Genomic DNA, 13,361 nt, shown 5'->3' on the forward strand with positions numbered 1-13,361 from the left:
AAAACTTTCACATCATTTGGGTAATGCCTGATCAAACAGTAACAATCCACTAAGTTACGATTCCATTGTCTCTCTATTTGTCACTCGCCATACATGTAATGTTAAATAGAGCATCTCGTTTCCAGTAACTTCCCAACCATACTTTTGTTTCAATAGGGCCACTATTTTTTGAACAGCTTGATAAGCTTTATCATATTTCTGCTTAACAACTTCTAAAAGAGTTTGATCCACCTGAGCAGAATCAGAATTCTCTGGATTATAATGTCTTATAAAGAAATATCTCAAATGCGTTATAAAACGAGTGTAATGTAAAGACTCTTCATCGAGCTTCACTTGATAATGATATTGAATGATTTCAATAATCCGATTGATTACCTCTGTCATTTTCAATGTCTCTTCAATTTTTGTTTTTTTAATTTGTTGACCATTAACAAAATGATAAGTCAAAAAAGTTTCTTCACTTTTTGGTAGTAAGATATTTAATCTGTCAAAAACCAAACGAATAGCATTCTGTGCAGCCTGGTGTTCTTTTGGATACAAATTCTTAACTTCCCAACGATTAGTGAGTGAATAATCAACATCTTCAGTAGCTCTCTTTAGTGCAAAGTTAAGATGGTCTGCTAATGTTAAATATATATTATTGTTAAATGTCGTATTTAACTCTTTTTCTACTTGTTTTATAATTTCAACTGACACGTCAAGAACTTCAGAGCTAATATTATCAAGCACTTGCATCAGCGGTTTACGGATAGTAGAGGTCTCGGCCACGAATTTTCTCCTAATACTTTCTTCTTCTATCGTCTCACCTTTGTTTTTCTTAAAGCCTACTCCTGTCCCCATAACCACCCATTCAATTCCAGAGGGGTCTTCGACTAATGCGACGTTATTATTAAATGCTTTAATGAATCTCACGAAAATTTCCCTCCGTCCCAATAAACAGAAAAAGCCTATCTTAAAAGCAAGAACATACTTTCAACATAGGTAATGCCTGATCGAATCAGTAACAATCCACGTATTTATTTAAGTGTAATATAGCATTTCCTGCAACCGGTGTCAACAAATGAACTATTCTCAAAATATTGCTTCATTTTATCTGTCATTTATTTTAATTTTTTCGAAAGAATGTCTCTTTTACATTCATTTAAAACTTCTAAATCATAATCCGTTACTTCTTCCATTTGAAACATTTTCGCTTTAATTTCTACACAATAAAAGAGTTGTACAGTTAACTTCGAATCTAATTCAAATAAAGTTGTTGAATGAATAAAGTCAATCAAGTCAAATAAGGTTGGTTGATAATGAAAGGTATGGAATTTTAATTGTTCTTTTAATGAATTTTCTATTTCATAAAGAAGTGAATAGGCTTTCAATTGTTTCTTGGAAGGCTTGTAACATCTCATTTTTACACCTCTAATAGGTTTCTAAATTATGATATACCCAACCTTTGAAAGGTTGGGTATCTTGTATGAGTATTATAATTTAAAACGGTTAATGAGTTCATTAAGTTTTTCAGCCTGTACGGCCAATTGATCCGCACTTCCTGCAACTTCTTCCATTGAACTACTTGTTTGTTGAACAGAAGCTGACGTTTGCTGTACACCTGCTGATGATTCTTCTGCTACTGCTGCAATTTCTTCTACAGTCTCATTAACTCCTTGTGTTGTTGAGGAAACATAATCAAGCTTTTGAGAGATTTGTTTAATATTTCCTACCATATCGGTCACTGAGTGATTAATACTTTTAAATCTTTCTCCAGTAATTTTAATTTGCTCAGTACCTTTCTCTACTTCATTATAACCCATTTCTAATGAATTGGCGGTTTCATTCGTTTCCTTTAATATATTATTTACTATACCTGTAATGTCAGAAACCGAACCAGCGACCTCCTCTGCTAATTTGCGCACTTCATTTGCTACAACGGCAAATCCTTTACCATGCTCTCCTGCTCGAGCTGCTTCAATCGCTGCATTAAGTGCTAATAAGTTCGTTTGATCGGCTACATCTTTAATTACTAAAACTAATTGAGAGATCTCATTTGAACGTTCATTTAAACTTTTTACCCGTTGAACAGCATTTTGAATAATTCCATCAATAAAGGCCATCTGCTCAACTGATTTGCTCATAAATTGATTTCCCTCTTCAGAATGACTAATGATTTCAGCTGAAGATTGAGATACTTGCTGGCTATTCTGATTGACCTCCATTACCTCATATGAGAGCTTATCCATTGTCGCTGCTAAATCCGTTGCCGAATTAGCTTGCGATTCGACACCTGATGAAAGTTGTTCCATAGTAGAGGCTACTTGTAATCCACCTTCTTTTACCTCATTAGCCGCTTGTGTTAACTCTTCACTCTGGCTGCTAACAATTTGTGAAACTTGATTGATTTCACTCAGCAATCCTTGAATCGTTTCCGTCATTTTATTGGTATCTTTGACAAGATGACCAATTTCATCTTCTGAATGATTAATAATAGGAGGCTGACTTAAATCCCCTTTTGCCACAAGATTTAAGCGTTCCATCAAAATTTTTACAGGCTTTGTAATTAAATGGGCTGTTACCAATCCAACAACGACACCAATAATTAATACAGCTAGCGATATAATCATTCCAATACGTGAAGAAAATTCCCCATTACTTACAATATTTTGACCTGATTCGAGCATTTGCTCTTCACGTTGATGAGTTAATTCAATGTATCCTTCCATAATTTCTCGTGCCAAAGGTTGCACCGTGCTTGTTAAAATTTGGATCGCTTCAGCCTCATTCCCGCTATCATACTGAGCAAATACCTCTTCCGTTACAATAACTTCCCATTCATTACTTAAATCAACTAACTCCCTTGCTCTTTCAGAATTGCTTAAATTCATAATTTGTTCTTCGTATCTTACACTCTCTTCTGTATAGCGCTGGAAATCCTCTTTATAGCTATTATCGCCTAATAACACATACCCTCTTGTTAATGCAATTCTCTGTGAAATATTGAATGAAAGTTGTTCATTAGCAATAAGTAAAGGTAGTTGATTGTTTATCATCTGATCCGTATCTTCATTAATTTGACTCTGCGAATATAAATTAACAGCAGCTAACCCTAGTATCAATATTGAAACTAATAGAAAGCCCGTTAAGATTCTCATTTTGATACTTTTAAATTTAAACATTTTCATTTTGTTCACCTCATTATGTATAGTCAGGTAGTCAATTTATCATAAATTTAATATCATACCTTAGTCCCATCATAAAAAATTTATCCTACTTTTTTTGGTATTATTAAAATATCTATGGTAGTTTTTTAAGATCTTTTACTTTTTGTGTTATGTTCTTATTATCTAACGTAGGAGATAACTATGAAAATTGAGGTTCTACACTATATTTGCAAGCTAATCTATGAAACGTACCATATTCCTATTTCTTTTATTGACCATCATTTTGAAGTGAAATTTATTTATGCCGCAAACGAAATAGCCACTTTCATTGTTTCAAATATTAGAACCGAATTAAAAGGTAGAGTTGATTTTTTTCTATCCGAGCCCACCCTCTCCAAAACTAAAGATATGGAAAGCTATGCCTTTATTAAAATTAAAGATACTGATTCTATTGGAGGATACATCATTATAGGGCCTACGGTCTCACCACATTTTCATTCTGAAATCGCGAACTTCTCCTTTTTACAGAGAGAAGTTTTTCAAAACGAAACAGAAGATCAAATCCTTCAGTATTTTCAATTGTTACCGAGAACAACTAACAAAAAAATACTAAATATTGTGAGACAACTATATTACATGCTTTTCCATAAGACCTTAGAAGTAGCAGATATTACAGTCATAGATGAAGATAACTTTCATGTTAGTCATATACATGAAGTAGATCCTAATCTCACCATTTTAAAGAGACGTGAACAATCTAATTTTCCTTACAATTTTTCTTATGAAAAGAATATGTTTCGTTATATAACGGAAGGAAGAAAAGAAGAGTTTATGGATGCCTTTATGAGTTTAGAAAGAATGGACAATTCAGGAGTTCTATCAAAATCAAGCCCATTAAGAAATCGTAAAAATTTAGCTATTGCAGCGATTACTCTCGGTACGAGAGCTGCAATGGAAGGTGGATTACACTATGAAGTCGCTTATATGCTGAGCGATTATTATATTCAAAATATTGAAGATTTAAAAAGTATTCAATCGGTGAGAGCTTTTTTAATTAAAGCTCTTTCAGATTTTGCTGACCGGGTTAAAAAAATTAAACAAAAGAGATATTCGAAGCCAATAAATATGTGTTTAAATTATATTTACACAAACCTATATGGTAATTTACAACTGGTTGATATCTCTAAACATGTCAATATGCACCCTAATTATATTTCCTCACTTTTCAAAAAAGAGATGGGTATATCCCTTTCAAAATATATCCATCAATCAAAAGTAGATGAAGCGAAACTTTTACTTAAATTTACGAATCACTCTTTATTAAAGGTGTCTACCATGCTTCATTTTCATGACCAGAGCTACTTTACAAAAGTATTTAAAAAACATACCGGGCTTACCCCTAAAAGGTATAAATTAATGTATTTTGAATCAAACTAATCAAAATAACGGCTCACTATCTGGCACTTAATTTAGGAAGGTTTCCGGTTTTCACTTCCTCAAAACGAACAAAGAACGCCCATCTATTTCAGGCGTTCTTTGTTTTAATCGTTCTTATTTAATTTTTTCTCTGTCTCTCATTAAATTAAAAAAAGGAAATTAAAAAACGAGCCCCATTCAATAGTAGACTCGTTATAATGTATATTATGAGGATTTCTTTTCATCTAAATGATAATGATATTGAGGGTTTTTCAGTTCTAGCTTTGTGTTTAACATTTTAATCTGTTCTTTCTTTTCAGAATCATCTAATGGTGTAGCGGTATCTAACTTCACCCAGACTTCATCGCCCATTATCATAATCATTCCAGGAATAAAATCACTATTATTTTCTATAATTTGACGGATTTGCTTTTGCTCATCACCCATCGTTTGCTGAGTAAAATGCATGAGCTGTCCACCTCTTGAAGGGCTTCCTTGATACGTACGAAAACCACTTTGCTGTTGCTCAATTCCATGATAATTTAATGGACCTGGCCCAAACAGACCTTGAACTAAATCTTTTTCCACCTTCATTTGACCAGCATTTTCTAATGACTGAGTTTTTGGTGACACTTGCGGTGATTCCGGCTTCGTACAACCCACAATAAGAAAAGTCATAACGATAAACAAATATAATGCTTTTTTCATCATAAGGCACCTCCTTGATGTGACTTCTTTCTCTTTTCACACCCTTAGTTTTGCCCTATTTTATTATTTGTTTACTGTTAAAATTGTCCAAGCTTTTCCTTAAATAGTTGGACTGGTTTATGAGGTACATGATGACAATGTCGACAGCGTGGCTCATACGACTCTGAAGCTCCAACTAAAACAATTGGATCCTGATAACTTGCTGGCTCACCATTAATTAATCTTTGAGTTCGACTTGCAGGAGACCCACAGCATGAGCAAACTCCTTGCAACTTTGTGACCTCTTCTGCAATAGCTAATAGTGATTGAATAGCCCCAAAAGGCTCTCCTCTAAAATCTTGATCTAAGCCTGCACAAATAACTCGAATCCCTTTATTGGCAAGCTCTTGACAAACGTCTACAATAACATCATCAAAAAATTGTACTTCGTCAATTGCAACAACTTGCACGCCTTCTTCTACTGCTAATAATATATCAGTTGATTTCTCTATTGCTTGTGCAAACACTTTATTTCCGTTATGTGAAACAACCTCGTTCTCACTATAACGATTATCGATTTTAGGTTTAAAGGCTTGTACCCTAATTTTGGCATATGTAACGAGACGGACTCTACGGATTAATTCTTCTGATTTTCCTGAAAACATACTTCCACAAATAACTTCTATCCAGCCTTCTCTTTTTAGCTTCATGTTAAATCCACCTACTTCTTCTAAATCTTATACGACCGCTCTTCTTTATTATTTATAGAATGCGAATTGTTCGCCAAGAAAATGTATAAACTAAAAAACAAATGAGCTACGATTTTTAAAGTATGTATATAAACGAAATCATTTTTCGTTGAAAGTAAAGAGAAAAAAACAGGCAAGAGATAGAACGCTTGCCTGTTTTCTTACTAAAATTACTTAAGATTATATTTCTTCTTAAAGCGGTCAACACGTCCACCAGCATCTGCAAGTTTTTGCTTACCAGTATAGAACGGGTGAGAGTCTGCACTAATCTCTACTTTTAGTAATGGATAAGTGTTTCCATCTTCCCACTCAATTGTTTCTGCTGATCCTTTAGTAGAACCACTTAGAAATTTGAAACCTGTGCTTGTATCCATAAATACTACTTTTTGGTAGTTAGGATGAATGTCCTGTCTCATTGTTTTCATCTCCTTTTGCCCTGAATCTCTTCGAAACAGAGTTAATCACACATGACGAAATTATATCAAATGGAAGAGGTATTTGGCAACCTTGTTTTTAAAATTGGAAGTGTTTATCTATAAAAATCATGTAAGAAAAACCTTTATGAAGCAATCCATACCGCTTATTCATAAGTTAAAATATACCTGATTTTTTATACTAGATTATTTTCTTCTGGCAGGTTGACCACTCATATCCTTTTCCATCTCTGAAAAGAATTCTTCATTTGTTTTCGTATCACGCAAACGGCGAATAAATTTATCTACAAAGTCAGGAGAATCATTCATCGTTTTGCGAATCGCCCATAATTTATCTAATTGCTCTTTTGGAAGTAATAGCTCTTCTTTACGAGTACTAGAACGGCGAATATCAATCGCAGGGAATATACGGCGTTCTGCAATTTTGCGATCAAGATGAAGTTCCATATTTCCTGTTCCTTTAAACTCTTCAAAAATAACATCATCCATTCTAGAACCTGTTTCAACAAGAGCTGTCGCTAAAATGGTTAAGCTTCCACCTTCTTCAATATTTCTAGCTGCCCCAAAGAATCGCTTCGGACGGTGAAATGCAGCTGGGTCAATTCCTCCTGATAATGTTCTACCACTTGGAGGAATAACTAAGTTATAAGCTCTAGCGAGTCTCGTAATACTATCCATTAGAATAACGACATCTTTGCGATGCTCCACTAATCTCATCGCTCGTTCTAACACTAATTCAGCCACTTTAATATGATTTTCTGGCACTTCATCAAATGTAGAGCTGACAACCTCTGCTTTTACAGAACGCTCTATGTCAGTTACTTCCTCAGGACGTTCATCAATTAATAATACAATGAGTTCAACATCTGGATGGTTCTCTGCAATACTATTAGCCACTTCTTTCATTAGAGAGGTTTTACCTGCTTTTGGAGGCGCAACGATTAAACCACGCTGACCAAAACCAACCGGAGCAATCATGTCAATAATTCTCGACGAAACCCTTCCTGGAGCGGTTTCAAGATTCACTTTAGTTTCTGGATATAGTGGGGTTAATGCAGGAAAGTGAGGACGTTCCTTTGATGTTTCTGGTGCTTCTCCGTTTACTGCCTCAACGTGTAATAATCCATGATAACGTTCGTTTTCTTTAGGAGGTCTAACTTTACCAGATACCTTATCTCCATTCCTCAAATCAAATCGTCTTATTTGAGATGCAGAAATATAGATATCCTCTGAGCTTGGTCGATAATTAATCGGACGTAAAAAACCAAACCCTTCTGATTGAATAATTTCTAAAACACCTTCCATAAACATTAAACCATCTTGCTCTGCTTGTCCTTTTAAAATAGCAAAAACTAATTCCCTTTTTGTTAACTTGCTGTAATACGAAACTTTATATTCTCTAGCAAGCTCATAGAGCTCTTTAAGCTTCATATTTTCTAATTCTGTGATATGGATCCCCATATTTACACCACGCTTCTATTTATTAAGTATTATTTTTAAGCAATTATGCTTTATTTCTTCTATCAAATTGGTTTTTTATTCATCTCATAATGGGAGTTTTTTAAGGAAGAAAAAATTAGGTGAGTATAACGTTAGAAGAAAAACTTAAATATATATGATTGCATACTCTTTTATTTTAACCATAAATCCAAATAATATTCAAGAGTCATTCCTAATGGTCTAACATAAATAGAGATAACCTTTAAATAGAAACAATAACCGTTCCTTAAAACTTTTTTACTATATTAATGAAACCATTTCTTCTCTAATAAATGTTTTGATAAAAGCAGTTAAACAATAGGAAGAGAAAGGCGCAAAGAGTTAAACTCTTACCTCACCTTTCTCTTTTTTCATGTGTTATTAGCGAATCACTAAATCGGGTTTCTTTTGCATACTATGTTTGCCATCAACAAACCTTACCGTTCCAGACTTAGCACGCATAACTAATGACTGGGTTTCTGCTGAGCTCCCTTTGTACATAACTCCCTTTAGTAGCTCACCATCTGTTACACCCGTCGCAGCAAAGATACAATCGTCTCCACCTACTAGGTCATCCATATTAAGAATACGATTTACATCTTCAATACCCATTTCCTTACAACGTTCTAACTCTTCTGGAGTTTGCGGCAATAGTTTCCCTTGAAAATCGCCACCTAAGCATTTTAAAGCAACTGCTGCTATGACTCCCTCTGGCGCGCCACCTGAACCAAGCATAATGTCGACACCTGTATCATCAAAAGCAGTATTAATGGCTGCTGCCACATCACCATCAGGTAATAACTTAATTCTTGCTCCAGCTTCCCTGATTTCCTGAATCATTTTCTCATGCCGTTTACGATTTAGTATAACGACCACTAAATCTTCTATATTCTTATTTTTAGCTTCTGCTACAGCTCGCAAATTATCAATTACGGGAGCGTCAATGTTCACTTTACCAACAGATTCTGGACCTACTGCAATTTTTTCCATATACATATCTGGAGCGTGAAGTAAGTTTCCATTATCCGCAACGGCCAATACCGCTAAAGCATTCCATTGACCAGATGCAACAATGTTTGTACCTTCAAGAGGATCAACAGCTACATCTACTCGTGGTCCATATCCATTACCTAGTTTTTCCCCTATATACAGCATAGGAGCTTCATCCATTTCCCCTTCTCCGATTACAACTGTACCTTTCATAGGGATGGTATCAAAAACATCTCTCATTGCTTCTGTTGCAGCACGGTCTGCTTCTTCTTTATTTCCACGTCCCATCCATCTAGCAGACGCTAAAGCAGCTGCTTCTGTTACACGTACCAATTCCATAGAAAGACTTCGTTCCATCTCTGACTCCCCTTTTCTATTCACTCCACTATTCTAAGTGTTTAATCTTTGCTGTCATTAATTTTTTACTGAATCCATTTCATCTTCAGTCATTTCTTCACGCCATATTTGGGCGCCTAAGCCTAATAGCTTATCTTCTAAATCCTCATAACCTCTATCCACATGCTCAAGTCCGGTTAGCTCAGTGATGCCATCCGCCATTAGACCAGCAACAACAAGAGCCGCGCCAGCTCTAAGGTCACTAGCTTTCACTTTCGCTCCTTGTAATGCCGTTTTCCCATTAATAATAGCCGAGCGCCCTTCGACCTTCACATTGGCACCCATTCTTCTCAGCTCATCAATATGTTTAAAGCGTGCATTATATATCGTATCGGTTACGATGCTTGTCCCGCTTGCTTGGGTTAATAATGCTGTAAATGGTTGTTGCAAATCGGTTGGAAAACCAGGGTAAACTAACGTTTTTATATCAACTCCAACCTTATCACCAAGCCCAGAGATTTCCACTTGGTCATCTCGAACTTCCACTTTTACATTCATTTCTTGTAATTTAGCAATGAGTGATTCAACATGATATGGAATAATATTATCAATAATAACTCGTTGTCCCATCGTAGCTGCTAATATCATATATGTGCCAGCTTCAATTCTGTCAGGTATAATAGAATGCCTACAGCCATTTAAGTTTTCAACACCTTCAATACGAATAACATTCGTTCCTGCCCCTTTTATTTTAGCGCCCATGTTCGTTAATAAAGTAGCGACATCAATAATTTCAGGCTCTTTTGCGGCATTTTCAATAATCGTTTTCCCTTTAGCTCTCACAGCAGCTAACATAATATTAATCGTTGCTCCAACACTTACAACATCTAAGTAAATTTTGGCTCCAACTAATTCATCAGCTCTTAAATAAATAGCTCCTTGCTCATTTGTTACTTTTGCTCCTAGAGCTTCAAACCCTTTAATATGCTGATCGATAGGTCTCGGACCAAGATTACAGCCACCTGGTAACCCTATGACTGCTTTTTTAAATTTGCCAAGCATTGCGCCCATTAAGTAATACGAAGCTCGTAGCTTCTTTACTCTACCGTTTGGTAAAGGCATGGCAAACATTTTTTCGGGGTTTATTTTTATTTCATGATTAGAAAGCTCAACTTCTCCACCAATTTCTTCTAACAATTCAGCTAGAAGGTTTACGTCAGAAATGGCGGGAACATTGTCAATAGTCACGGTTGAATCAGCTAAAATGGCTGCTGGAATTAAGGCAACAGCACTGTTTTTCGCTCCACTTATTTGTACGGTGCCTTCAAGTGGAAGTCCACCTTTAATCATCAATTTATCCATAATCGCATCCCTTCTCTGCATGAACCTAAAAAATTGTGGATTCATTCTATTTATCTTCATTATAACCACTTGCATAAAAAAATAACGGTATTCAGCTACCTTTTACTTTTTGATAGAAGTGGTAAATAGTTAGTTTTAATGAATCTAAGATAACAACATCGAAAAGCACCTGTTTAGGGTGCTTTTCGTAAGCTGTTTACTTTTAAATGATCTAACATTTGGATTCGGGTTAGCAAACTCTCGAATTACTTATTCCAATCTGCTAGGAACTTTTCAATTCCTTGATCAGTGAGAGGATGCTTTGTTAATTGTTTAATTACATTAAAAGGAATCGTTGCAATGTGCGCTCCTTTTAATGCAGCTTCTGTTACATGAACAGGGTGACGAACCGATGCAGCAATAATTTCAGTATCTAATCCGTGTACATTAAAGATACCAGAAATTTGTTCTACTAGAGATAGTCCATCCGCACCAATATCATCTAAACGTCCTAGAAATGGCGATACATAAGTAGCGCCTGCTCGAGCTGCTATTAGAGCTTGTACAGCTGAGAAGATAAGCGTTACGTTTGTTTTTATACCTTGCTTAGAAAATTCATGTACAGCTTTTAAGCCTTCTGTTGTCATTGGGACTTTTACTGTAATATTTGGGGCTATTGCAGCCAATACTTTTCCTTCTTCAATCATACCTTCTGCATCTAATGCAATGACTTCAGCACTTACAGATCCTGGTACTACTTGAGCAATTTCACGAATACGGTCATGAAAATCTACTCCTTCTTCTTTAGCTACTAAAGAAGGGTTTGTTGTAACCCCAGAAAGAATACCTAAACTATTAGCTTCCTTAATCTCTTCTAAATTTGCAGTATCAATAAAAAATTTCATTGTTTCCACCTCTACCCGTCATTTAATCGTTTTCAAAAATACATTTTATCTTATTTCTTTAATCCAAAAATTTGACTGGTTCTCTATCTAGCTAAACTATTCTACTATAAGTACGTATATAAGAAAGGTTTGCGGTAACAAATCGTTACCGCATAAACCTTACTGTCCTTCATCTTTAAGCTTGGTTCGATGAACCAAACTCTTGCATTTTTGCTTTAACAGTCTCTTTAATTGCATCGCGAGCTGGACCTAAATATTTACGAGGATCATACATATCTGGCTTTTCAGCTAAAACTTCGCGAACTGCCTTCGCTGAAGAAATTTGGCTTTCGGTATTAACGTTAATTTTAGCATGACCGAATTCAATAGCCTTTTTAATATCAGCTGTTGGGATTCCTGTTCCACCGTGTAAAACTAATGGAATACCTACTAAAGAGTCAATCTCTTTCATGTGATCAAACCCTAGGTTCGGTTCACCTTTATATGGACCGTGTACAGAACCTAAAGCAGGTGCAAAACAGTCTACTCCTGTTGCTTCTACTAATGCTTTACATTCTGATGGAATGGCATAAGCCGCTTCAGCATCGTCAACGATTAAGTCATCCTCTTGACCACCAATACGGCCAAGCTCAGCTTCTACAGATACACCTACTGCATGAGCAATTTCAACTACTCGTTTAGTAATCGCGATGTTTTCTTCTAATGGATGATGAGAACCATCAATCATAACTGAAGTAAAACCAGCGTGGATTGCTTGTACACATTTCTCTAAACTAGAGCCATGGTCTAAGTGAATCGCTACAGGGACTGTTACATTATATTCTTCCATTAGGCTTTTTACGATGTTGACAATCGTTTTAAAGCCTCCCATATAGCGAGCCGCACCTTCAGAAACACCAAGAATAACAGGTGATTTCTCTTCTTCCGCAGCTTGTAAAATAGCTTGTGTAAACTCAAGGTTATTTAGGTTGAATTGACCTACTGCATAACCTTCTGCCTTTGCTTTGTTAAGCATTTCACTCATTGATACTAAAGGCATGTTCTTTCCTCCTTTATTGTCTGAACATTTCTAGCCGTCCTACCATGCCGTCGAGATTAATTAAACCTTATTTAACAAGTTTCCCGAATCCAGATCCATTTATCCATATAACTATGTATTAAGACCTTTGTTTAAAAAAGGTAAGTTTCTCGATCAGATCGAACGAGTCCATTATAGCATACTTAAACAAAAAAACATGCTTTTCTCAAAGAGATTTGGTGCAATTCATAAAGTTTTTGAAAAGTAAGCGTTACCTTTTTTATTATTTCTTTTTCAATCCCTATTCTTTGTTTTTTAAAGAATTATGTATGACCATTCGAACATCATCAATATCGAATGGTTTAGAAAAATGCGCTTCTGCTCCAGATTCTAGGGCTTCATTAATTAAATTCAATTCGCCGTATGCAGTCATCATAATAACCTTTATATGAGGATGAGTTTCCTTTAATTTTTTTAAAATTTCTAAGCCGTCCATTCCAGGTATTTTCATATCTAGCAATACTAAAGATGGATTTTCTTTGTGAATAGCCTCTAAGGCTAATACACCATTTGCAGCTTCGAAAACCTGATAACCATCCTTTTTAAATATTTCACATAGCAACACTCGAATACCGTATTGATCATCTACAATTAAGATTTTTTCCTTTTGTTCCATCCAGCTCATCTCCTATTCTCTCTATACTGTATGAACCATCATTTCATCGCTCAAATTAATGCCAGCATTTTAAAACGTTGGAACACAAATGTCGTTGCCACTCGTCCTTTAACTCCCCTTATTTTTATGTAATGAAACATGCAAACTCGTTTTATTAATAATTCGATTTGGCTTCAGATAATTC

13 protein-coding genes are annotated in these 13,361 nt (G+C 35.5%); 1 reads left to right on the forward strand and 12 read right to left on the reverse strand.

The features are described 5' to 3' along the window. Nucleotides 1-54: 54 nt before the first annotated feature. From AZF04_RS12890 to AZF04_RS12900, 3 genes are all read right to left on the reverse strand, one after another. The gene (locus tag AZF04_RS12890; RefSeq protein ID WP_061949068.1) at nucleotides 55-912 is read right to left on the reverse strand and encodes a PRD domain-containing protein; all 858 of its coding nucleotides are present in this window, start codon (nucleotides 910-912) and stop codon (nucleotides 55-57) included. A gap of 188 nt (nucleotides 913-1,100) precedes the next feature. Continuing rightward, the gene (locus AZF04_RS12895; RefSeq protein WP_061949069.1) at nucleotides 1,101-1,400 is read right to left on the reverse strand and encodes a hypothetical protein; all 300 of its coding nucleotides are present in this window, start codon (nucleotides 1,398-1,400) and stop codon (nucleotides 1,101-1,103) included. 72 nt (nucleotides 1,401-1,472) lie between these two features. Then, nucleotides 1,473-3,167, reverse strand: a complete 1,695-nt coding sequence (locus AZF04_RS12900; protein WP_061949070.1) for a methyl-accepting chemotaxis protein — start codon at nucleotides 3,165-3,167, stop codon at nucleotides 1,473-1,475. Between the two features lie 180 nt (nucleotides 3,168-3,347). Between AZF04_RS12900 and AZF04_RS12905 the strand changes: the two genes are divergently transcribed. Next, entirely contained in the window at nucleotides 3,348-4,583 is a 1,236-nt protein-coding gene (locus tag AZF04_RS12905) for a helix-turn-helix domain-containing protein (RefSeq protein ID WP_061949071.1), read from the forward strand. A gap of 204 nt (nucleotides 4,584-4,787) precedes the next feature. Here AZF04_RS12905 and AZF04_RS12910 read toward each other — a convergent pair whose 3' ends face one another. The 9 genes from AZF04_RS12910 to AZF04_RS12950 all read right to left on the reverse strand — a co-directional run bounded on the left by AZF04_RS12910 (nucleotide 4,788) and on the right by AZF04_RS12950 (nucleotide 13,177). Continuing rightward, nucleotides 4,788-5,273, reverse strand: a complete 486-nt coding sequence (locus tag AZF04_RS12910) for a hypothetical protein (RefSeq protein WP_061949072.1) — start codon at nucleotides 5,271-5,273, stop codon at nucleotides 4,788-4,790. A gap of 74 nt (nucleotides 5,274-5,347) precedes the next feature. After that, the gene (locus tag AZF04_RS12915) at nucleotides 5,348-5,959 is read right to left on the reverse strand and encodes a thymidine kinase (RefSeq protein ID WP_045489550.1); all 612 of its coding nucleotides are present in this window, start codon (nucleotides 5,957-5,959) and stop codon (nucleotides 5,348-5,350) included. Between the two features lie 209 nt (nucleotides 5,960-6,168). Continuing rightward, nucleotides 6,169-6,414, reverse strand: a complete 246-nt coding sequence (locus AZF04_RS12920) for a type B 50S ribosomal protein L31 (RefSeq protein WP_045489553.1) — start codon at nucleotides 6,412-6,414, stop codon at nucleotides 6,169-6,171. A 204-nt stretch (nucleotides 6,415-6,618) separates the two neighbouring features. Beyond that, nucleotides 6,619-7,893: a transcription termination factor Rho gene (gene rho / locus AZF04_RS12925; RefSeq protein WP_045489556.1), complete on the reverse strand. Its 1,275-nt coding sequence runs from the start codon at nucleotides 7,891-7,893 to the stop codon at nucleotides 6,619-6,621. 399 nt (nucleotides 7,894-8,292) lie between these two features. Continuing rightward, nucleotides 8,293-9,258 carry a class II fructose-bisphosphatase gene (gene glpX, locus AZF04_RS12930; protein WP_061949073.1) on the reverse strand — a complete coding sequence of 322 codons (966 nt, stop codon included), beginning with the start codon at nucleotides 9,256-9,258 and terminating at the stop codon, nucleotides 8,293-8,295. Nucleotides 9,259-9,315: 57 nt separating this feature from the next. Further along, complete coding sequence (locus AZF04_RS12935; protein ID WP_045489562.1) at nucleotides 9,316-10,599, reverse strand: UDP-N-acetylglucosamine 1-carboxyvinyltransferase; 1,284 nt, start codon at nucleotides 10,597-10,599, stop codon at nucleotides 9,316-9,318. 245 nt (nucleotides 10,600-10,844) lie between these two features. Beyond that, the gene (gene fsa / locus AZF04_RS12940; protein ID WP_061949074.1) at nucleotides 10,845-11,483 is read right to left on the reverse strand and encodes a fructose-6-phosphate aldolase; all 639 of its coding nucleotides are present in this window, start codon (nucleotides 11,481-11,483) and stop codon (nucleotides 10,845-10,847) included. A gap of 175 nt (nucleotides 11,484-11,658) precedes the next feature. Next, nucleotides 11,659-12,522: a class II fructose-1,6-bisphosphate aldolase gene (gene fba, locus AZF04_RS12945; RefSeq protein ID WP_045489567.1), complete on the reverse strand. Its 864-nt coding sequence runs from the start codon at nucleotides 12,520-12,522 to the stop codon at nucleotides 11,659-11,661. 280 nt (nucleotides 12,523-12,802) lie between these two features. Then, nucleotides 12,803-13,177 (reverse strand): response regulator, encoded by a 375-nt coding sequence (locus tag AZF04_RS12950; protein ID WP_082795392.1) that lies wholly within the window; start codon nucleotides 13,175-13,177, stop codon nucleotides 12,803-12,805. Nucleotides 13,178-13,361 lie beyond the last annotated feature (184 nt).

The sequence above is a fragment of the Alkalihalobacillus trypoxylicola genome (assembly GCF_001590785.1).
Lineage (GTDB): Bacteria > Bacillota > Bacilli > Bacillales > Bacillaceae_D > Alkalihalobacillus > Alkalihalobacillus trypoxylicola.